The 19,541-nt window shown below is 48.5% G+C and carries 21 protein-coding genes and 1 pseudogene; 17 read left to right on the top strand and 5 right to left on the bottom strand.

The genetic code is table 11. The annotated features are described in order from the left end of the window. Positions 1-193: 193 nt before the first annotated feature. From FJ023_04585 to FJ023_04545, 9 genes are all read left to right on the top strand, one after another. A complete protein-coding gene (locus FJ023_04585) occupies positions 194-346 on the top strand; it encodes a DUF3096 domain-containing protein (protein MBM4446614.1) in 153 nt (50 codons plus the stop codon). Positions 347-422: 76 nt separating this feature from the next. Beyond that, entirely contained in the window at positions 423-581 is a 159-nt protein-coding gene (locus FJ023_04580; protein MBM4446613.1) for a DUF3096 domain-containing protein, read from the top strand. An 89-nt stretch (positions 582-670) separates the two neighbouring features. Next, on the top strand, positions 671-1,438 hold the full coding sequence (locus FJ023_04575; protein ID MBM4446612.1) for a DUF72 domain-containing protein: 768 nt from the start codon (positions 671-673) through the stop codon (positions 1,436-1,438). A gap of 63 nt (positions 1,439-1,501) precedes the next feature. After that, positions 1,502-1,876 carry a molecular chaperone DnaK gene (locus tag FJ023_04570; GenBank protein ID MBM4446611.1) on the top strand — a complete coding sequence of 125 codons (375 nt, stop codon included), beginning with the start codon at positions 1,502-1,504 and terminating at the stop codon, positions 1,874-1,876. Beyond that, positions 1,851-2,369 carry a signal peptidase II gene (gene lspA, locus FJ023_04565; GenBank protein ID MBM4446610.1) on the top strand — a complete coding sequence of 173 codons (519 nt, stop codon included), beginning with the start codon at positions 1,851-1,853 and terminating at the stop codon, positions 2,367-2,369. The genes FJ023_04570 and lspA overlap by 26 nt, the downstream gene beginning before the upstream one ends. Beyond that, entirely contained in the window at positions 2,341-3,264 is a 924-nt protein-coding gene (locus FJ023_04560; GenBank protein ID MBM4446609.1) for an RluA family pseudouridine synthase, read from the top strand. The genes lspA and FJ023_04560 overlap by 29 nt, the downstream gene beginning before the upstream one ends. A gap of 71 nt (positions 3,265-3,335) precedes the next feature. Further along, entirely contained in the window at positions 3,336-3,611 is a 276-nt protein-coding gene (locus FJ023_04555) for a hypothetical protein (GenBank protein ID MBM4446608.1), read from the top strand. Positions 3,612-3,751: 140 nt separating this feature from the next. Beyond that, on the top strand, positions 3,752-4,210 hold the full coding sequence (locus tag FJ023_04550; protein MBM4446607.1) for an RDD family protein: 459 nt from the start codon (positions 3,752-3,754) through the stop codon (positions 4,208-4,210). Beyond that, positions 4,203-5,648: a glutamate--tRNA ligase gene (locus tag FJ023_04545; GenBank protein MBM4446606.1), complete on the top strand. Its 1,446-nt coding sequence runs from the start codon at positions 4,203-4,205 to the stop codon at positions 5,646-5,648. Before FJ023_04550 ends, FJ023_04545 begins: the two co-directional genes overlap by 8 nt. Before the next feature lie 53 nt (positions 5,649-5,701). On the opposite strand, the gene FJ023_04540 is transcribed toward FJ023_04545, so the two are convergent. The 3 genes from FJ023_04540 to polA form a co-directional block, all read right to left on the bottom strand. After that, positions 5,702-8,101: a hypothetical protein gene (locus FJ023_04540; GenBank protein MBM4446605.1), complete on the bottom strand. Its 2,400-nt coding sequence runs from the start codon at positions 8,099-8,101 to the stop codon at positions 5,702-5,704. 111 nt (positions 8,102-8,212) lie between these two features. Beyond that, on the bottom strand, positions 8,213-9,022 hold the full coding sequence (gene mutM, locus FJ023_04535) for a DNA-formamidopyrimidine glycosylase (GenBank protein ID MBM4446604.1): 810 nt from the start codon (positions 9,020-9,022) through the stop codon (positions 8,213-8,215). Position 9,023: 1 nt separating this feature from the next. Next, positions 9,024-11,738, bottom strand: a complete 2,715-nt coding sequence (gene polA, locus FJ023_04530; protein ID MBM4446603.1) for a DNA polymerase I — start codon at positions 11,736-11,738, stop codon at positions 9,024-9,026. A gap of 346 nt (positions 11,739-12,084) precedes the next feature. On the opposite strand from polA, the pseudogene FJ023_04525 reads away from it, so the two are divergent. The 4 genes and pseudogenes from FJ023_04525 (at position 12,085) to FJ023_04510 (ending at position 15,444) form a co-directional block, all read left to right on the top strand. Beyond that, a pseudogene (locus tag FJ023_04525) lies at positions 12,085-12,369 on the top strand (hypothetical protein). Positions 12,370-12,379: 10 nt separating this feature from the next. Then, positions 12,380-13,720, top strand: a complete 1,341-nt coding sequence (locus FJ023_04520; protein ID MBM4446602.1) for a ribosome biogenesis GTPase Der — start codon at positions 12,380-12,382, stop codon at positions 13,718-13,720. Between the two features lie 2 nt (positions 13,721-13,722). Continuing rightward, on the top strand, positions 13,723-14,370 hold the full coding sequence (gene plsY / locus FJ023_04515; GenBank protein MBM4446601.1) for a glycerol-3-phosphate 1-O-acyltransferase PlsY: 648 nt from the start codon (positions 13,723-13,725) through the stop codon (positions 14,368-14,370). Positions 14,371-14,445: 75 nt separating this feature from the next. Then, positions 14,446-15,444: an NAD(P)-dependent glycerol-3-phosphate dehydrogenase gene (locus tag FJ023_04510; protein MBM4446600.1), complete on the top strand. Its 999-nt coding sequence runs from the start codon at positions 14,446-14,448 to the stop codon at positions 15,442-15,444. A 23-nt stretch (positions 15,445-15,467) separates the two neighbouring features. Here FJ023_04510 and dnaJ read toward each other — a convergent pair whose 3' ends face one another. Further along, a complete protein-coding gene (gene dnaJ, locus FJ023_04505; GenBank protein MBM4446599.1) occupies positions 15,468-16,562 on the bottom strand; it encodes a molecular chaperone DnaJ in 1,095 nt (364 codons plus the stop codon). A gap of 124 nt (positions 16,563-16,686) precedes the next feature. On the opposite strand from dnaJ, the gene FJ023_04500 reads away from it, so the two are divergent. Further along, a complete protein-coding gene (locus FJ023_04500; GenBank protein ID MBM4446598.1) occupies positions 16,687-17,259 on the top strand; it encodes a CoA pyrophosphatase in 573 nt (190 codons plus the stop codon). 8 nt (positions 17,260-17,267) lie between these two features. Here the strand turns inward: FJ023_04500 and FJ023_04495 are convergent, their stop codons facing one another. Further along, positions 17,268-17,726 (bottom strand): Hsp20/alpha crystallin family protein, encoded by a 459-nt coding sequence (locus tag FJ023_04495; GenBank protein ID MBM4446597.1) that lies wholly within the window; start codon positions 17,724-17,726, stop codon positions 17,268-17,270. A gap of 166 nt (positions 17,727-17,892) precedes the next feature. Between FJ023_04495 and FJ023_04490 the strand changes: the two genes are divergently transcribed. From FJ023_04490 to FJ023_04480, 3 genes are read left to right on the top strand one after another with little or no spacing between them, the layout of a single operon-like run. After that, a complete protein-coding gene (locus FJ023_04490; protein ID MBM4446596.1) occupies positions 17,893-18,876 on the top strand; it encodes a molecular chaperone DnaJ in 984 nt (327 codons plus the stop codon). A 35-nt stretch (positions 18,877-18,911) separates the two neighbouring features. Further along, positions 18,912-19,256, top strand: coding sequence for a MerR family transcriptional regulator (locus tag FJ023_04485; protein ID MBM4446595.1), 345 nt, complete (start codon positions 18,912-18,914; stop codon positions 19,254-19,256). 2 nt (positions 19,257-19,258) lie between these two features. Next, complete coding sequence (locus tag FJ023_04480; protein ID MBM4446594.1) at positions 19,259-19,540, top strand: hypothetical protein; 282 nt, start codon at positions 19,259-19,261, stop codon at positions 19,538-19,540. The last annotated feature ends 1 nt before the right edge of the window (position 19,541 follow it).

The following is a 19,541-nucleotide window of genomic DNA, read 5'->3' as shown; positions in this document are numbered from 1 at the left end:
AAAACATCCCCCTTTCTGTCTTCAAGTCAAAATGTTTTGTGGAGATATTACAATAGCGAGGATAGTTTGGTCAATGAGTAACCATGTTGCTCGTTGATTGCAGCATATTTCATCTGGTAACCAAAGTATTGACAGCATAGCCAAAAATCAATAATATAAGTAGTAAATCCAAACTGAAGGAGGTCTCATTCATATGGCGAAGAAAAGCATTACTATAAGCGGTACAGTTATGGCGATTATTGCTATAGTCGCCGGCGTGTTGATTCTGTTTAACTGGCTACCCCTTTACCTCATTGTTGGTGTTTTTCTTATTGTTTGGGGTGTGTTGGCGCTCATAAATAGGTAGCTGTATTCACGTTGGTGTAAGTAGTATTTTATTTGTCCTGAGGACATTGCTTATTTTGAAAAGGAGGTAATGTATTATGTTTGGCATTACTATAGCTCCCGTAGGCAGTTTAATAATTGGTATATTAACCCTTATCTTCGGCATTATCGTGATGATTTTTCCTAGGATATTAAACTACCTTGTTGGTATTTATCTAATTATTATCGGGATATGGACTATAATTCTGGCTATTTAACTTCGTAAGAAATTGAGCGTTTAATTGCATCCGCTTTATTTAAAGCTGCGTTAGCTTTGTTTACGCTGACAGCTGTGCTAGACTAAGGTGTGCTTTACTTAGGCACGTCTGGCTTCAGCTATAATGATTGGGTAGGTAACTTTTATCCTCGTGGCATGCCACGACAGGAATGGCTTCGTTACTATGCCCGGGAATTCAACTCCTTAGAACTGAATTCTACCTTTTATGCCTTGCCTAAGCCTTCCGTTCTGGAAGCTATGATTGGTAAGACTGGAGAGGGGTTCTTATTCTCCATCAAAGCGAATCAAGAGATGACACATCAACGCCAGCACGATGGCAGTGTTTTTGCAGCATTTGTCCGTATACTCCAGCCTTTTATGGCTGCCGGTAAGCTGGGCTGTGTGTTAGCTCAGTTTCCCTACAGTTTTCATTTCAGCCTTCAGAATCGCGATTATCTTGAACTTTTTCAGGAACGGCTGGGTGATTTACCGGTGGTGGTGGAATTTCGCAACTCTCAATGGCTGCGGTCAGATGTCTTTGATTTGCTGCGAAACCGCAATCTTGGTTTTTGTTGTGTTGATGAGCCACAGTTGCCCAAGCTCCTGCCGCCGTTGGCTGAGGTTACTAGTAATGTAGGTTATGTGCGTTTCCACGGGCGTAATGCAGCCAAGTGGTGGCAACACGAGCATGCTTACGAAAGGTATGATTATACCTATTCAGCCGAAGAACTGAAGGAATGGTTGCCACGGATAAGCAAGCTGAACAGTCTAGCAGAAAAGACTTTTGTCTTCGCCAATAACCATTGGCGCGGACAAGCGATAGGCACTATACGACAGCTACGTCTTATGGTTGACTAGCTTGCTTTCCTATCTAGCATAGGCTAGAATAGTCTCCACAGCATGTTGAGACAGGTTTAAGTTGTGGCCAATTTTACTGAGCTTTATGAACGTTTGAAACAAGAGCAGGTGCGTCTGAAAAAGGAGCTTCAGCGGTTGAAGGCTGAGGAGAAGTCTGCTGACGAGCAGCGAGAGGGAAGTCCCTTCGGAAAGCGAGAAGAGGGAGCCACCGAAGCCTTTGAGTTGGAGAAGAGGATGGCTCTGGAAAGGCAGCTGACTGACGCTCTAGCTGGGGTGGAGCATGCTCTGAAAAAATATGAGGCTGGCACTTATGGAATATGTGACCTTTGTGGTCGGTCCATAGAGCCAGCTAGGCTTGAGGCATTGCCGCAAGCGAACTTGTGTCTTGAGTGTAAAGCGCGCCAGGCGAAGAATGCCAGAAGTAGAACGGCAAGGTAGTGGGTGGTGGGGAGGATTATTCCTCATCATTGCTGCCTTTGTGGTGGCATTAGACCAGACAAGTAAGCTGTGGGTCAGGTCTCATTTAGAGCTCTATCAAACAGTGTCTATAACCAGTTTCTTAAGCTTGACCCATGTGCGGAATACTGGCTCAGCCTTTGGTCTTTTTGCAAATCAAGCTTTCTTGCTAACGCTAGTCGCTATAGCCGGGTTAATGACTATTTTGCTGTTTTATCGCTATCTTTCTAGGTCTAGCATTCTGGGTATCTCGGCTTTGGGCTTGGTTTTTGGTGGTGCAGTAGGTAATCTGATAGACCGCCTACGTTTCGGTTATGTTACCGACTTTGTTGATGTTCGCCTGTGGCGTGATTTTCACTGGCCGGCATTTAACGTCGCTGACTCAGCCATCACCGTTGGTAGTATAGTGCTGGCTATTTTCATTTTTTGGGCATTTAGAAAGGGAAATGGTAATTCCTCTGGAGCCAGAAGTTAAGATATTGCAGGTTGCAGGGTCAACAGGTCGCCTGGATAGATATCTAGCTAAAGAATATCCTGAGTTATCACGCTCTCGCCTTCAGAAGCTGATTGAGCAGGGCTATATTTTGGTCAACGAATGTGGAGCCAAGGCAAGCCAGAAGTTGAATGCTGGAGATAAGATTCATATCGCGTTGCCCCCTCCCGAACAGGTCTCACTTGTTGCTGAACCTATTCCGGTGGATGTGATTTATGAAGATGACGACCTTCTGGTGATAGACAAGCCGGCTGGGTTAGTTGTCCATCCGTCTCCGGGACATACCACTCATACCTTGGTCAATGCCCTCTTAGCTCGTTGCCCAAATTTGGGCAACTTTGGTGATGCTATACGACCGGGTATAGTTCACCGTTTGGACAAAGATACCTCGGGGTTGATGATTATTGCCAAGAATAACTCCGCGCAGCAATATCTGATTAATCAATTCAAAGCCAGGTCAGTGTCCAAGGGTTACCTTGTCTTAGTTAAAGGTAAGCTGGCTCAGAGTCAGGGTGTTATCGATGCTCCTGTCGGGCGTGACCCGTTCAATCGCAAACGGATGGCGGTAGTATCTAACGGCAGGCAAGCCAGGACCAGATATAAGGTTAAGGAGTATCTGGGTGATTACTCCCTGCTTGAGGTTACCACTGAAACTGGTCGAACCCATCAGATACGAGTTCATTTATCAGCTATTGGCTATCCAGTCGTCGGTGACCCGATGTATGGTGTCAGGTCCGCCTATGTTAAGCGGCAGTTCGTTCATGCTTACCGCTTGGGTTTCCGTTTGCTTGCCAGCGGCGCATACCAGGAATTCACCTGTGAATTGCCTTCAGACCTGAAGCAGGCTATGAGACTCATAACTGGGGTAAAGGTTTAGAATTCTTGCCTTTTCCTATTGCTAATGCATAGATAATGTGTTAAATTGTATTTGAAGAGAGGTATTTAAAGATGAAGGGCGCTGATAAGTCTTTTGAGCAGATTAAAAAAGGTCAAATGGGGCGTGATAGTGAGTTGCTTTCACAATTAAGTGGCAAAGGCGAATTCGGCGATTTGGAGAGCTTTGAAGCTGATTCCGCTGTTCGGCGGAATGAGTTACTATTTAAAATCCAAACCGATATGGAGGATGTCAGGAATGCCTTGAAGCAGGCTGAACAGCTAGCTGGGCGGCTCAGACGAAGATTGAATGATCTTGAAGGCATGTACCGTATCCTGACCAAAAAATGAGGATTTGGTAGTAATCTATTAACCGTTTCCTGTATCTTTCCAGGATATTCTCTAATTACTTAAGCCTTATGGGATGATTTGTTGCCTTCAGTGAATCCAAGAATGCGCAGTAAGACTAGCGTTTTCAAAAGGAATGAGGGTTGGAGAAGAAGCCAAAAGAGTTTGCCTTAGAGTATGCTGGTTTCTGGGTTAGGCTCGGGGCAGGTGTTATTGACCTTTTGGTCTTAGGGTTTATTGTTGCCGTTATTGTCTGCGTTTTTGCCTCTCCGGTAATCTGGGTGCCAAGCGGCCTAGTAATATCGGTTGCTTATTGGTTGGGTTTTTGGGTATGGCGGGGACAGACGCTGGGGAAGATGGCTGTGGGGATAAAGGTTATTCGGACTGACAGCTCTCCGGTTAAATTACAATGCGCGCTGTATCGTTTCTTGGGATACATTGTCTCGGTGGTAACTCTGTTTGTAGGTTTTATCTGGGTTGCCTTTGATGCCCGCAAGCAAGGTATACATGATAAGATTGCTGATACCTACGTGGTGAAACTGCCGGTAAGGCAGGTGTCTTTCACGGGGCCTTATGCGCGGGGCCAGGCTAGCTATGTCTGAAACTATGGTGCGTGTTCGCTTCGCTCCAAGCCCAACAGGCTATCCTCATCTTGGCAATATCAGGACCGCTCTATTTAATTGGCTATTCGCCCGTCACAATAATGGCCTTTTTATTCTGCGTATTGAGGACACCGATGTGGCTCGTCTAGTGGATGGAGCTACAGATATTATTTTGGAGAGTCTGCGCTGGCTCGGGCTTGATTGGGATGAAGGTCCCTATTTCCAATCACAACGGCTGGAGCTTTACCGCGAGGTGGCTGATAGGTTGCTGAAGCAGGAGTCTGCTTACCATTGCTACTGTTCTCCCCAACGGCTGGAGTCAATGCGTCAGGAGCAGATAAAGCGGAAGCAGCCACCCGGCTATGACCGTCACTGTCGCAACCTCACACAAAAACAGAAGATTGAGATGGAGGCGAGCGGGATTATACCTGTGGTGCGTTTCAAGTCATCCCTTGATGGCCAGACCTCTTTCAATGATTTGCTTCGTGGCCAGATAGTCTTTGAAAACAGCACCTTGGACGATTTCGTTCTCCTTAAATCTGATGGTTATCCTACGTATCATCTGGCCAACATAGTTGATGACCATGTTATGGAGATTTCCCATATTCTCAGAGCTGATGAGTGGCTATCGAGCACACCTCGTCATGTTCTGCTTTACCTGGCGCTGCGTTGGCAGCCACCTCAGTTTGCCCATTTACCTATGATTCTGGGGACAGATAGGTCGAAGCTAAGTAAGCGGCATGGTGCTACAGCCATCACTGAATATCGAGAGCAGGGCTATTTGCCCGAAGCGATGTTTAACTTTCTAGTTCTGCTTGGCTGGTCGTTGGATGATAAGACGGAGCTTTTGACACGAGAAGAGATAGTGAAGCATTTCTCGCTGGAGCGGATAAGCCGGACTGCAGCCGTGTTTAACAAAGATAAGCTCGATTGGATGAATGGGGTTTATCTCCGGGGTTTGAGTGCAGAAAGATTTGCCCAGCGAGCTACCCCTTTTTTGGAAAGGGACTTGCCAGCGGAAATCAATCGTCCATTCGACATTGGCTATATCCGTCAGATTGTGCCTCTTGTCCAAGAGAGAGCTAAAACTCTGGCTGAAGTGCCACAGCTCAGCGATTTTTTCTTTGCGGATGAAGTGGAATATGATATAGGGCTGCTCTTGGGTAAAATTGAGAAGGCTGAAGCGATTAAAAGTCTCCAGGCTTCGGTTGCCGAGATGGATAATTTGAAGAATTGGGACGCAGCTTCACTAGAGGCTGTTTTCCGGCCATTGGCTGAGGAGCGTGAATTGAAGACCAGCGTATTCTTTGGCCTGCTGCGTGTAGCAGTTACGGGAAGAACGGCAGCTCCGCCTTTGTTTCAGACCATGGAGGTGCTGGGTAGGGAGCTGTGCCTTAAGCGGCTGAGAGCAGCTTTGGATAAGCTTTCGACTTCTTGAATTTAGGTGAGAGCTGGGGAGCTCATAGAAAACTCCCCAGCTCTGCTTGGGCTTCATTTGAGGGTCGGTGGTACGGTTATTGTTGGCAGTCTATACCATTCCTTGGTGGCTTTGGCTGACAGACTGTCAACAGTAGCCACGATGGTATCGGTGCCGGTGTTTTTGCCGGTGTAGTTATAGCTAGCCTTGCCATTGCCGTCAGTCGTGAGCTCGATCGGGGCGAAGCTATTAGCACCAGTGTGGCTGATTTTTACCCTTACGTTCGCCATTGGCTTGCCGTTAGTGTCGTAGACAACAACCGTGATGGTATGCTGAGAACCCACAACGTTTCTAGCCTGAGCGGGGTCAATTAGTATTCTGGCTGGTGTGGGTTTGACCTCTGTGACTGCCCGTTGGAAGCAATACTTACCGGTGCCGCATTGTATCTGTTGGTTCTGGCAGTAAACGTAGCCGTATTGCTTAGCCTCATCGAAGGTGGCACATACGCAGCCCTGTGGGCAGGTGACCTGAGCTGGTGGTTTGTAGCAATATTTCGGGGTTTGCATAGCTGTTGTCGCACCTGCAACATACCCACACGGCTGGTCCTGGCAGAGAGTGGTGTAGCCCCGACCGTCGGCATCGGCTTTGGTCAGACAGTAGCATCCTTGGGGGCAGGTAACCTCGGCCGGCGGTTTCCAGCAATATCTCACGATTTGCGCAGCACCTGTGGCACCTGCAACATATTCGCATGGCTGTTCCTGACACATGGTGGCGTTGGCCCCCAATTTGGCGTATGCCTCGTCTTTGGTTAGACAATAGCATCCCTGGGGGCAGGTAACCTGAGCCGGCGGTTTGTAGCAATATTTAGGGGTTTGCACAGCGGTTGTGGCGGCAGTTGTAGTGGCAGTTGTGGCGCTGGTGACATATCCACATGGTTGGTCCTGACACAGGGTGGTGTAGCCCCGACCGTCGGCATCGGCTTTGGTCAGACAGTAGCATCCCTGCGGACAGGTAACCTCGGCCGGTGGTTTCCAGCAATATAGGAGGTTTCCACTGGCATCCTTATCGCATGGCGCGTCCTGGCAAAGGGTAGCGTTTTGTCCATATCGTTTATAGGCGTCATCCTTGGTCAAGCAGACGCATCCCTGCGGACAGGTAGCCTGGGCCGGCGGTTTCCAGCAGTATAGAGGGTTTCCACTGGCGTCCTTATCGCATGGCGCATCTTGGCAGAGGGTAGCGTTTTGTCCGTACCTCTTATAGGCATCATCCTTGGTCAGGCAGACGCAGCCCCCGGGGCATTTAACCTCCTCGCCGGCTTTCCAGCAATATCTGAGGACTCCTCTGGCGTCCTTATCGCATGGTGCATCCTGGCACAGAGTAGCGTTGGCCCCTAATTTACCAAGGGCCTCGTCCTTGGTCATACAGTAACATCCTGCGGGACATTCGGCTTCTTCTTCAGGTTCTTCTGGAACGCGCACAGGGACTCCCATGGTACTGCGAGGAATTTGTTCGACATCAAGGCTGAAGCCATTGGGTGTGCTGCCAGTATAAACGCCGACTACATCCAAAGGCGCTGTGGCGTAGATGACGACGAAGCCTTTGATGAACCTAACCACAGAACTTATTGGCGTAACATTTGTGGTTTGTAGCAAGGTCTGTGTTTGCTGAGAGGGGGCAGTTACTCCAGTTTCTTGTTGAGCCCCAAAGAATCTGACTATGTCGATGCAGTCAATCTCTATGGCCTCGTCAGGTCCTAGCGCGACTTTTCGAAAAGCAGAGATTCTGCCTCTGGCTTCATCCTCTCGCTGGGCAATAACAGCTTTCTTGAACACATAGACGGTGTCGTTATTCGGGTTATGTACGTTAATGGCTGTGGAATATGAGCCGGACTGAACGCCTTCCCCACCTAAGGCGGGCCCACAGAGGAACTTGGCTGAGTAGACAATCAGCTTTTCCATCTCCGGCGGGCGCTGGATTTCAGGTGGTTCCCATGGCGTTATGGTTGGCATTTCTCGCTCTTCCAGCGCTATGAGCTTATCAATTTTGGCTCGAATTCTGACCAGCTCATCATATAGAGGGTTTGGTGCTGGCACAGCTGCGACGGCGGTAGTTGTACCGGGCGTAACAGTTGGCAATTGGTTTATTAGCCACTCCAGCCGCCTGGCTATTGTATATTTGATTTCAAGAGCTGCCTTCGTGTCACCCCGCTCTATAAGTGCCTGAAGCTTTTTGACCCATTCTTTGATGACACCTATCTGGCCCTGAATATTACTATCGTTGGTTAATTTCCGGGCCTGGTCAAGCTCTCTGAGAATGTCATCTATTAATTCCTTTTCGCCTGCTTGCATAGCGGCTGGGGAAGATGACGATAACTGTGGCGTGGTGATTGTCTGGGCGCTTATCGTGTCTGCTGGGAAGGAGAACATCGACACTGCAAGCAGTAAACCGAAGAAAATAAAAATCGCTTTTCTCACATTTACCTCCTTTTGAGTTCGGTTAATAATAAGACGGCTAGTGTTTGTGCTCTAATGCATTCATATCTCCCACCTCCTTTATCCTCGATAATACAATTATAACACGTCTGTCTAGAGCTTTTGGCAATTGGGGCAGAAGTAGCTGCCACGGTTTCTGATGGCAAGGCGCTGGATGGGCGTGCCACAGATAGGGCATGGCTTGCCGCCGCGATGAGCCACGCAGAAGTTTGAATGTGCAGTGCCAAGTTCGCCATCGGGAAGTTTATAGGTGTCAACGCTGGCACCTTTGCTGTCGATGGCTGACCGCAGGACGTCAACGATGGCTTTGTGTAGCTTTTTGATTTCTTGAGGTGACAGGCTATTTGCTTTCCGCAGTGGGTGGATTCTGGCAGCAAACAGAGCTTCATCGGCATACATGTTGCCAATGCCGGCGATAAAAGCTTGGTCGAGGAGTACGGCTTTTATCGGCGCCTGGCGTTTGTGCAGTCGTTCGGCTAGACTCTCGGCGGTGAATTCTGGGGCTAGTGGCTCAGGGCCGAGCTTGCCGGTAACAGCCTGTTCATTTTCTACCAGCCAGATGGCTCCTAGCCGCCTTCGATCGGTGAAGATGAGCCGGTTGCCGTTATCAAGGTCGAAGATGACTCTGGTATAGCGGTCGGCTTGTTCTGGATTTAGCAGCAGAGCCCCGGACATTTTGAGGTGGATAATCAGCACGTTGTCGCTGAACAGGCGGAAGAGGAGATATTTGCCGCGGCGCTCAAGGCCGTTTATCCTTTGCCCCACGAGTTTGCGGCGAAACTCTTCAACTGAAGGCTGGCGCACCATCTTAGCGTCGCAGACGGTAGCGCCGGTGAATCGCCATCCGATTATGTGGGGAGAGAGTTCGTTCTTTATGGTTTCGACTTCGGGAAGTTCAGGCACCTTATCCCATCTCGGCCCAGTTTTTGCCTAGTTTGATGTCTATCTTCAAGGGCACGCTGAGCTTTAAGGCTTGAGGCATTATTTCAGCTACTAGTTCTTTCATCAGGTCTGTTTCCTCTGGCGGCACTTCAAAGAGGAGTTCATCGTGCACTTGAAGGTTCATTTTGCTTCGCAAGTTCTGTTTTTCCATCTCGCGGTGAAGGTTGACCATGGCGATTTTGATTATATCAGCCGAAGTGCCCTGCACTGGCATATTTATCGCCATTCGCTCAGCAGCTTCTCTGACCTGACGGTTTGGCGACTTGATTTCAGGAATATAACGGCGCCTGCCCATCACTGTCTGCACATAACCCAGTTCTCTGGCCTGGCTCTTGGTGGCTTCGATATATTCTTTGACCCTGGGATATTTCTCGAAATAAGCGCTTATGAACTGGGCAGCCTCCTCCCGACTGAAACTTGTAGCTTGCTCCAGACCGTAGTCGCTCATGCCGTAGATAACGCCGAAGTTGACTGTTTTGGCCACACGGCGCATCTCAGGTATCACCTTGTCTGTTGGGACATTAAAGACGCGGGAAGCGGTGGCGGTATGGACGTCTTCGTCTCTGAGGAAGGTGGCGATAAGCTCCTGGTCCTGTGAAATGTGGGCCAATGCCCTGAGGTCGATTTGGGAGTAATCGGCGGATAGAAGATACCACCCCGGCTGGGCGATGATGGCTTGCCTTATTCTTCCACCCAGCTCGCTCCTTATGGGGATGTTCTGCATGTTCGGCTCGCTGGAGGAAAGACGGCCGGTAGTTGTGCCTGTCTGGTTGAAACTTGTATGGAGCCGGCCTGTTTTAGGGTTGACTAAGGCAGGGAAAGCATCGGTGTAGGTTGACTTCAATTTAGCCAGCTGGCGGTATTGTAGGACAAGCTCAATTATAGGATGAGTTCCCTTTAGCTCCTCAAGCGCTGAGGCTTCGGTAGAATAGCCGCTTTTTGTTTTGCGCGGCTTGGGAAGCCTTATCTCCTCATACAGGATTCTGGACAACTGTTGCGACGAGTTTATGTTGAACCTGTAGCCAAGGCTGTTGTAAACCTCGGCTTCCAGTCTGAGCATCTCCTTTCCCAGGCTGTGAGACATATCTCGCAGCAGCTCAACGTCTATAGCCACCCCATTTCTTTCCATGTCTACCAGCACTGGTACCAAGGGCATCTCCACTTCGCTGAAAAGTTGCCATAGTCCTTCTTTTCGCAGCTCAGCGTCGAGCACGCTTTTAAGCCTTAGAGTAATATCGGCATCGGCACAGGCATAGTCGGTAACCTGTTCTATTGTTGCCATCGCCATAGAGAGCTGCTTGGCTCCTTTGCCAATTAAGTCGGTGATGGGTGTCATCTCAACTCCCAGTTTATTGAAAGCCAGTGCTTTAAGCCCGATGGACTTTTCACCCAGCAGATAGGCGGCAATCATGGTATCGAAGCTAAGATTCTCAAGCCTTATCCCATATTCGGCGAGCACCGTCATATCAAATTTGCCGTTTTGTGCTATTTTGGGGATTTTGGTGTCTTCAAGCACCGGCTTAAGCCTGGCAATGACTTGAGACAATGGTAGCTGGGATATGTGGCTTAGCCCACGGTGCCCCAGCGGTATGTAGTAGGCTTCACCCGGCTTTGATGACAGCGAGATGCCGACGAGCTCAGCAGCCATGACTTCTTTGCTGGAAGTCTCTACATCAACGGTGAATTCTTTGGCGGCTAGCAGCTGGGTGATAAGCTTATCTAGCGCTTGGTCGCTGTCAATTATGTGGTAGTCCTTTTTGGATATGGGTTTGCCAGGAGCTACAGTTGGTGTCCCTTCTATCTCCTCGGGCAGCCTGGATAGCAATTGGGCGAATCCCAGTTCGCGGAAAAGCTCGACTACCTGATGTCTGTCGTATCTGCTGACCTGGCAAGCATTCAGATTCAAGATTATGGGGACATCGGTAACTATTGTCGCCAGTTCCTTGTTTTGAAGAACCCGGTCTTTATGGTCGCGGAGCAACGCCTGTAGCTTCTCAGGTGTTATTTCGTCGATATGCGTGTATATTCCCTCAAGGCTGTTGAATTGTCGCAGCAGCTTGACTGCTGTCTTGTCGCCGATGCCGGGGATGCCAGGAATGTTGTCTGAAGGGTCGCCGGTGAGAGCTTTGAAGTCGGTGAGTTGACTGGAAGATATGCCGTATTTCTGCTCGACGCCAGTCTCATCGTAGATTACTGTATCGCTGAAGCTTCGTCTTGGAGACATTACCTTTGTGCTCGGTGAGACGACCTGCAGCATGTCGTTGTCGCCGGTAACGATGAGGGTGTCTACGTTTTGCTGGCTAGCCTGGAGGCTCAGAGTACCCAGAACGTCATCAGCTTCGTAGCCATCGATTTCGAAGGTGGGAATATGGAAGGTATCTACTAGCTGGTGCACTCGCTTTATTTGACTGACCAGCTCTTCGGGGGTTTTGGGGCGTTGAGCTTTGTAGTCCTCGAATTTTTCGTGTCTGAAGGTTGGTGTGGGACGGTCGAAGGCAATAGCCCAGTGAGTTGGCTTGATTTCATTTAGCACCTTAAGTAAGGTACTGGCAAAGCCTTGAACGGCATTGACCATTTCCCCGGTTCTCGAGATTGTTAGGGGAGGGATGGCGTGGAAAGCTCGATGTACTAGAGCATTCCCATCAAAAAGCAGCAACAGCGGTCTGTATTGAGCCATATCTTTAAACTAACCAATCTAACTTTGGTACTAATTTTCCCCTTTGTCATTGCGAGCGAGGCGAAGCAGTCTCATAGCCTTTTTCAGCTACCCCGAGATCGCCACGGGGCTAACGCCTCTCGCGATGACGGAAGAGAGCGAGATTGCCACGGCTGTTCCCTCGTTTCATTCGGGACACCTTGCAATGACACCTAAATTCCTGTGATTAGGTTCATTATATAACAGGTTGACGGCCGTGGTATACTATTGCTCATTCCTTAAGAGGGGTTAAAGTGAAGACGAAGAATCTGCTTTCTGTAGCCGATTTGAGCGCTGCGGAGACTGAAAAAAACATTGCCGAAGCGCTGAAACTGAAGCTGAAAAACGTCGCAAAGCCTTCGCGCGCTATCAGGTCGATGCCCGGTTATTGTCTTTAGCTAAGAAGGATGTTATATTTATGCATCTTCTGCCAGCTCATCAGGGGGAGGAGGTTGCTGCTGGGTTTGTGGACAGCCCATGCTCAGTGGTCTTTGACCAGACAGAAAATAGGCTCCACCTACAAAGAGCATTTGCTGGCCGAGATGTTTGGCAAGGTTGGACGCACCCGCTAGCAAGTGACATTTTTTGTTTATACCAGTCATTATTCCGATAGTGAGTAAAATATGAAACCTGTTGTAGCTATAGTCGGTCGAGCCAATGTCGGCAAGTCGACACTGTTTAATCGTCTGGCAGGTGGGTCGGTTGCTATTGTTGAAGACCTGCCAGGGACGACGCGCGACCGTGTTTTTGCCGATGTTTCCTGGCAGGGGCGGGAAGTGACTTTGGTTGATACCGGTGGTTTGGAGCTAAGGCCAGACTCTTCTCTAGCTCAGAAAGTTAAGGACCAAGCAGAAGCAGCCATAGCTGAAGCCGACTTAATTATTTTTATGGTGGATGTTCGCGATGGAGTGATTGCTGCCGACTGTGAGATAGCCGACCTGCTGCGTAGCTGTGATAAGCCGGTGGTTTTGGCGGCTAATAAAGCCGATAATGCCAGGTTAGAAAGCCAGGCAGCTGATTTTTACGGGTTAGGCGTTGGCAATCCACTGGCTATTAGTGCTCAACATGGTCGGGGTATAAACGAGCTTTTGCAAGCGATAACTCATTTCCTTCCAGAGCCTTCTGTTAGTTTTGTTGATTCAGATAAGCCTAAACTGGCTATTGTAGGACGGCCTAATGTAGGGAAATCAATGTTATTGAATGCAATTGTTGGCGAGGAGAGAACCATTGTGGACCAAGTTCCCGGGACAACTCGGGATGCTGTGGACACCGTTTTCAATCACCGAGGGCAGGAGTTGCTGTTGATAGATACTGCCGGCATCAGGCGGCGTGGGCGTACTAGCATTGGAGTAGAATATTACAGCTTGATTCGAGCTTTGCGTGCCATTAATCGTTGCGATGTTGCCCTGTTAGTTGCGGATGCTACTGAGTTTATTACTACTCAGGATGTGCATATTGCTGGCTATGTCAAGCAGGCGGGCAAAGGCATGGTGCTGGTGATTAATAAATGGGACCTTGTCTCCGAGCAGCCGAAGGAAGCATACGCTCAACAAATTCAGCAACGGCTAAAGTTTATGGCCCATGTGCCCGTTCTTTATGTTTCAGCTAAATTTAGGCGTGGTGTCAACCAGATAATACTTAGGGCTCTGGAGGTATGGCAGGAAAGGCAAAAGCAGTTACCTGACCCAGTGGTGGATAAACTTATTAAAGAGGCGGTGATAGCTCATACGCGGCCACGCAAAGGTTTAAAGCAACTCGAAGTCATTCGTGCCTATCAGGCGGGCATCAATCCGCCGAGTTTTGCTCTTCTAGTTAATGACCCGGAGCTAGTGCACTTCTCTTATCAGCGCTATTTGGAAAATAGGCTCCGGCAAACCTTTGGCTTTTCCGGTACCTCATTGCGGCTTATTTTCAAGAAGGCAAAATCAAGAAAGCTTCAGAAAGTGGGGGGTGAGAAGGCGTGATAGTGGCTAAATTCATTCTTGTTGCAGTGATTGGTTATCTCATGGGTGCTATTCCGTTTGCTCTAATAATCAGCAAGCGGATGGCAGGGATTGATATTTCTAAGTACGGTAGTGGTAATCTTGGCGGTACCAACGTGTTGCGCGTTCTAGGTTTCAAAGCAGGTGCCATTACAATGGCTCTGGACCTAGTCAAGGCATTTGTGCCGGTGATGTTGGCCAAGTTTATCATAGGTGACAGCGTACTGCCTATAGCCGGTTTTCCTCTTAATTGGCAATGGGGTCAAGTCATAACGGCTTTGATGGTGATGGTGGGGCACAATTGGTCAGCATATATCAAATTTCGTGGGGGTAAGGGGGCAGCAGCTTACTTTGGTAGCTGGTTTGCTCTTTGGCCACTGGCTGCTTTATTCGGTGGTGTGATTTTGATAGTGACGGTTTGGCTGAGTAAATATATGTCCTTGGGCTCTATACTTGGCTCATTGAGTATTTTGTGTTTGTTCATGGTACTGACGTTGGCTGATGCGTCTTCTCCTGTCTACTTAATTTATAGCCTGGTAGCTGCAGCGTTGATTGTCTTTCAGCATCGGAGCAATATCAGCAGGTTGCAAGCTGGGACTGAAAGTCGGATGGGCCGAGGGCGTAGTAACTAAGATAGCCCTGTGATTAGTCTCCATAACCACAACTGCATGAAAATTCGTTTTATCCTTTGTAAGGGGTAACTGGTTATGTCTAAAGTTGCTGTTATCGGTGCTACTACCTGGGGTAATACTTTGAGCAGGCTTTTGGCAGACAAAGCGGTGATGGTCAGTGTTTGGGTACGGACTGAGGCTAAGGCCAAGGAGATGAGACAGGAGCACCAAGGGTGCCTATCGAAAGACGTCTCCGCCGGTTGCCTCTCGTTTACAGATAATCTTGACGAGGCATTACATGGAGCTGAGTTTGTTATCTGTGCCGTGCCAGCCCAACGCATGCGGCAAAATATGAGGCTTAGTAATCCTCGTTTAAATGCCTCTGTGGTTTTGGTAAGCGCAGCTAAGGGGCTGGAAGCAGAAACTGGCAAGAGGATGTCAGAGGTGATAGCGGAGGAGGCTACCTCTGTTTCTCATGACAATATATGTGCTCTATCCGGGCCGAACCTTTCTGGAGAGATTAACCAGGGCTTACCTGCCACCTCTGTAATAGCTGGTCAGGATATTGAGGTTGCCAAAAAGGTGCAGGCATTGTTGGATTCACCGAATTTCTCCGTTTTCGTCAGCGATGACATTGTTGGTGTTGAGTTGTGCGGTGCCTTAAAGAACGTGATTGCCTTAGGGGCTGGAATCATGGATGGCTTGAATTTAGGCAACAATGCCAAAGCTGCCTTTATAACTCTAGGCTGGAGCGAGGTTGTTTCGCTGGGGATAGCCTTGGGGGCTAAGCCAGGCACTTTTTATGGACTAGCGGGCTTGGGCGACCTAATAGCTACCGGTAACAGTTCGTTGAGTCGTAATCATTATGTGGGTTACGAATTGGGTAAAGGGCGGCCTTTGAGTGACATAATTGGTTCTATGTCCCATGTCACTGAGGGGGTTGATACGGCTATAGCTGCTCACCGATTGGCGAATAGTGTTAGACTTGATACACCAATTATAAATCTTGTATATAGCGTGTTATTCGAATCCCTGCCGCCAACTGAGATATCAAGCCGGTTCAAGGACGGGCTGAAGCCTGAATCAATCCTCTAACTCTTGATGGGCGCGTCCTTCGTCTATTCGATAATTTCGTGGTCTTTGCCTTCAGGCATTTTCGCCGTGGGCAGTGTTTTGGCCAGTTCTTCAAAAAGTCGCCGCTGGTTGGTATCTATAGATTGTGGGGTTACTACCCGGATTATGACCAATTGGTCTCCCTTGCCTCTGCCGTGAAGTCGGGGTATGCCTTTGCCTTTGATGCGAAACACCTTGCCGTTCTGGGTCTCCGGCGGTATTTTCAACGTTGCGTTACCATCCAGGGTCGGCACCTCTAAGTCACCTCCCAGGGCAGCTTGCGCGAAATTAATTGGCAACTCATAGAAGATATCAAGGTCTTTACGTTTGAAGACCTTATGTGGTTTCACGGAAAAGTTGATGTAGATATCGCCTGGGGAACCACCATATCTTCCGGCATCGCCTTCATTGCTGAGGCGCAGTTGATAGCTTTCATCTATACCTGATGGAACGTTAACCGTGAGTTTGCGCTTTATTCTTTCTTTACCGCTACCCTTGCACTGGTGGCAAGGGTTGTTAATCACCGTGCCTTCGCCTTTGCAGTGTGGACAGGTGGCGGTGTGAACAAAACGCCCGAAAAGGCTTTGTTGTGTTCGGCGCACTTCGCCATTGCCGTTACAGTTAGTGCATTTTTGCGGATTTGTTCCTGGTTGACTGCCGAGGCCATTACACACAGAGCAGTTTTCGATGCGCCATATATCGAACTGCTTTTCTATACCGAAAACGGCCTCTTCGAAAGAAAGGGTTAGGTTGGCTCGCAGGTCAGATCCTTTTTGCGGGGAACGGCGTTGAGCCCTGGCAGTAGTGGCGCCAAAGAAAGCATCGAAAATGTCACCCAGGCCACCGAAGCCGAGATCTTCGAAACCAAATCGATCAGCGGTGGCTACATTGCCATAGCGGTCATAGGAGGCACGCTTTTGGGCATCGGAGAGAACTTCGTAGGCTTCGTTTATCTCCTTGAATGTTTCCTCGGCTCCTGATTCTTTGTTGTGGTCAGGATGATATTTGAAAGCTAACTTGCGGAAGGCTTTCTTGATTTCCTCGTTACTAGCGTTTCTTGGAACCCCAAGTATTTCGTAATAGTCCCGATTGGTGGGCATATTAAAACAAACCTCAACATTTCAGTATATCTAATAAGTCAATTTCTTGGCAAATTTTAGATATGCTGGCTTGGCAAGTTCTGTGATTTGTGTTGCAAATGAGGGTGATGTATGATTTTGTTGAATGAAAGAGAAGCTCAGGCAGGCGTTGGCTTCGCGGCAGAAGATGAGGTTAAGCGACAGAGGGTTGACTGAGGCAGCAGTCCTCATCCCAATTTTCTGCAAAGACGGAGAACATCATATCCTTTTCACTCAGCGGAGCGACCAGGTACCGCATCACAAAGGTCAGATATCATTTCCTGGTGGAGCACGCAGCGAGTCTGACGCTAGTCTTTCGGATACAGCTCTTAGAGAGAGCTGGGAGGAGATTGGATTGGAAGCCAAGGATGCGGAGGTTTTGGGAGAACTAGATGATACCCCTACAACAACATCGAGTTTCAATATCTCGCCTTTTGTAGCTTTTATCCCTTATCCTTACGAGTTCGCTTTAAGCCCTTATGAGATCGATGGAATTTTCAGTGTACCCGTCTTAGCTTTGTTGTATAAAGCTAACAAAAAAGAGGAGTATTATACTTTTGATAATCAGGTTTTTGTTAATTACTCCTATGAATATGAAGGACGGGTGATATGGGGGGCTACAGCCCGGATTGTTAAGCAATTTCTTGAAGTCTGGCAAGCAGCGAGTGGAGCTCAGTGATTTGCCTTTTAGCTTCTGGTTTCGGCCTTTTTGCCCTCAGTGATTTGCTTTGCCTTGACCTCTTCTGCCTTGGGCAAGGTTAGGGTGAGAACGCCATCTCCGAAGAGTGCCTTCGCCTTATTGCTCTTGACCTGTACAGGGATGAGCATGGAGTGGCTGAATGTGCCGTAGCGGCGCTCTTTGTAGATGTAATCCTCCTCTTCGATTTCCTTGTCCTCCTTATGTTCACCTTTGATGGTGAGGGTATCCCCGGTGATGGAGATATCAACCTCCTCAGACTTGAATCCTGGGACAGATGCCTTCACTACCACCTCGTCAGCAGTTTGATGCATGTCGATAGGCAATTCCCATTCTCCAAGCCCGGGCCACAAGCGTGGAGCCCGTGCGAAGCTGTCCTCAAACAGCCTATCCATAGCATCTCTCAAACTTGTCATTTCTCTGAATGGCTCCCATCGTACAACGTTCATAGCTTTACCTCCTTTATGTAATATGAGCTCCACTCACAACAAATTAGAGGATACTTAAATACTTTTATCAAGCTGATTAATAATCAATATTAACATTTATAGGGCAGGTGTTTGACAAAGTTTAAGAAATTATCTATAATACGGCTAAAAGTTAAAGGTGAATGTTATGCCGGGTAGAGATTATTATACGATCTTAGGAGTTGGCCGCAATGCCACTGAAAAGGAGGTAAAGCAGGCTTATCGTCGGCTAGCTCGGAAATATCATCCCGATGTCAATCCTGGTGACAAGTCGGCTGAAGCCAGGTTTAAAGAAATAAATGAGGCGTATGAGATTCTGTCTGACTCAGAAAAGCGTAAGAAATATGACCGCTTTGGCGACCAGTGGCAATATGCCGAGCAGTTTGCCAAAGCCGGGCAAGGAGCCCAGTGGGATTTCAGACAGGGGGACACCTATACCACCTTTGATTTTGGTGACTTAGGTGATTTGGGGGACGTCTTTGGCGGTATTTTCCGGGGCTTTGGTAGTGGTTCAAATACTGCTCGCCGCTCTGCTGGGCCCAGGAGCATGGAGCATCCCGTCGAGGTGACCTTGGAGGAAGCGTATCACGGGACAAAGCGTGTTCTTCAACTTCAGGCCGAGGAACCTTGTTCAGTGTGTGGTAGTAGTGGCAGGGTGGGGAGAGCAAGATGTTCTACCTGTGGAGGTTCAGGCAAGTTGTTGAGACCTAAGCGACTCGAGGTCAAAATTCCACCGGGAGTTAGAGACGGTTCAAAGGTGCGGATTGCCGGTCAGGGCAGTCAAGATTATGATGGAGCTAAAGGTGATATCTATCTGGTAGTGAAAGTATTGCCTCACCAAGTCTTTGAGCGTAAAGGTGATGACCTTCATGTTGAGGTGCCTGTCCCGCTAGTCATCGCCATGCTTGGTGGTGAAGTGGAGGCCCCGACACTTAAGGGGAATGTGGCTTTGAAAGTGCCGCCGGAGACCCAGAACGGCAAGGTGTTTCGGTTGACAGGTCAGGGCATGCCTCATTTGAACGACTCTGCACGAGGTGACATGTTTGCTAAAGTCAAGGTGGTGCTGCCGGCAAAATTGACACAGCAGGAGAAACAGCTTTTTGAGCAGTTGCGAACATATCGGCCCAATTAAGCATTGCCATTGTGTTGTTGAGGTGATAAGATAGCATGAATTCGGCGGGTTCAGAACCGAGATATGTGATAAGCATTGCGGCTCGAATAGTCGGCATTGAGACGCACACTCTGAGATATTATGAAAGAATCGGCCTGGTGCAGCCGTATCGTTCCAAGGGGAATATTCGTTACTACTCGGAAGCTGATATTGAACGTCTGCGTCATATTAAAACCTTGATGAGCGATTTGGGAATTAATCTGGCTGGGGTGGAGGTAGTAATACGCATGGTCGGGAAGATGACAGAAATGCAACGCCGAATTCAAGAAATGGAATTTGAGATTGAGCAGCTTAGACAACCTGAAATAGGAATAAGAAGAAAACCAAAGAATGGAGGTTAATGATGCCTAAGACAAAGACAGAACTAAAACCTGCCAAATGGCAGATTACAGCAACTACTATGCGTTGTGAATTGGTTGACGACTTTGTCACTATCATGGTGAACAAAGATTGGTCAACTAAATGTGTCTGGTATAATCGGCATAAACAGAAAGCTCTTGAGGACAAAAAGCAAAAGTCCGATAAGAAAATGAGGCTCAAGATAGAGAAATGCAATGGGCCCGAATGCTCCTATGTTACAGATTACAGAGATAAGCTAATTAAGGAAGAATTTGGAGGAAAGTAAC

The organism is Chloroflexota bacterium (assembly GCA_016875875.1).
Classification (GTDB): Bacteria; Chloroflexota; Dehalococcoidia; order GIF9; family UBA5629; genus 9FT-COMBO-48-23.
The sequence above is the reverse complement of the archived record's forward strand: the minus strand, read 5'-3'. Positions and strand labels throughout refer to the sequence as shown.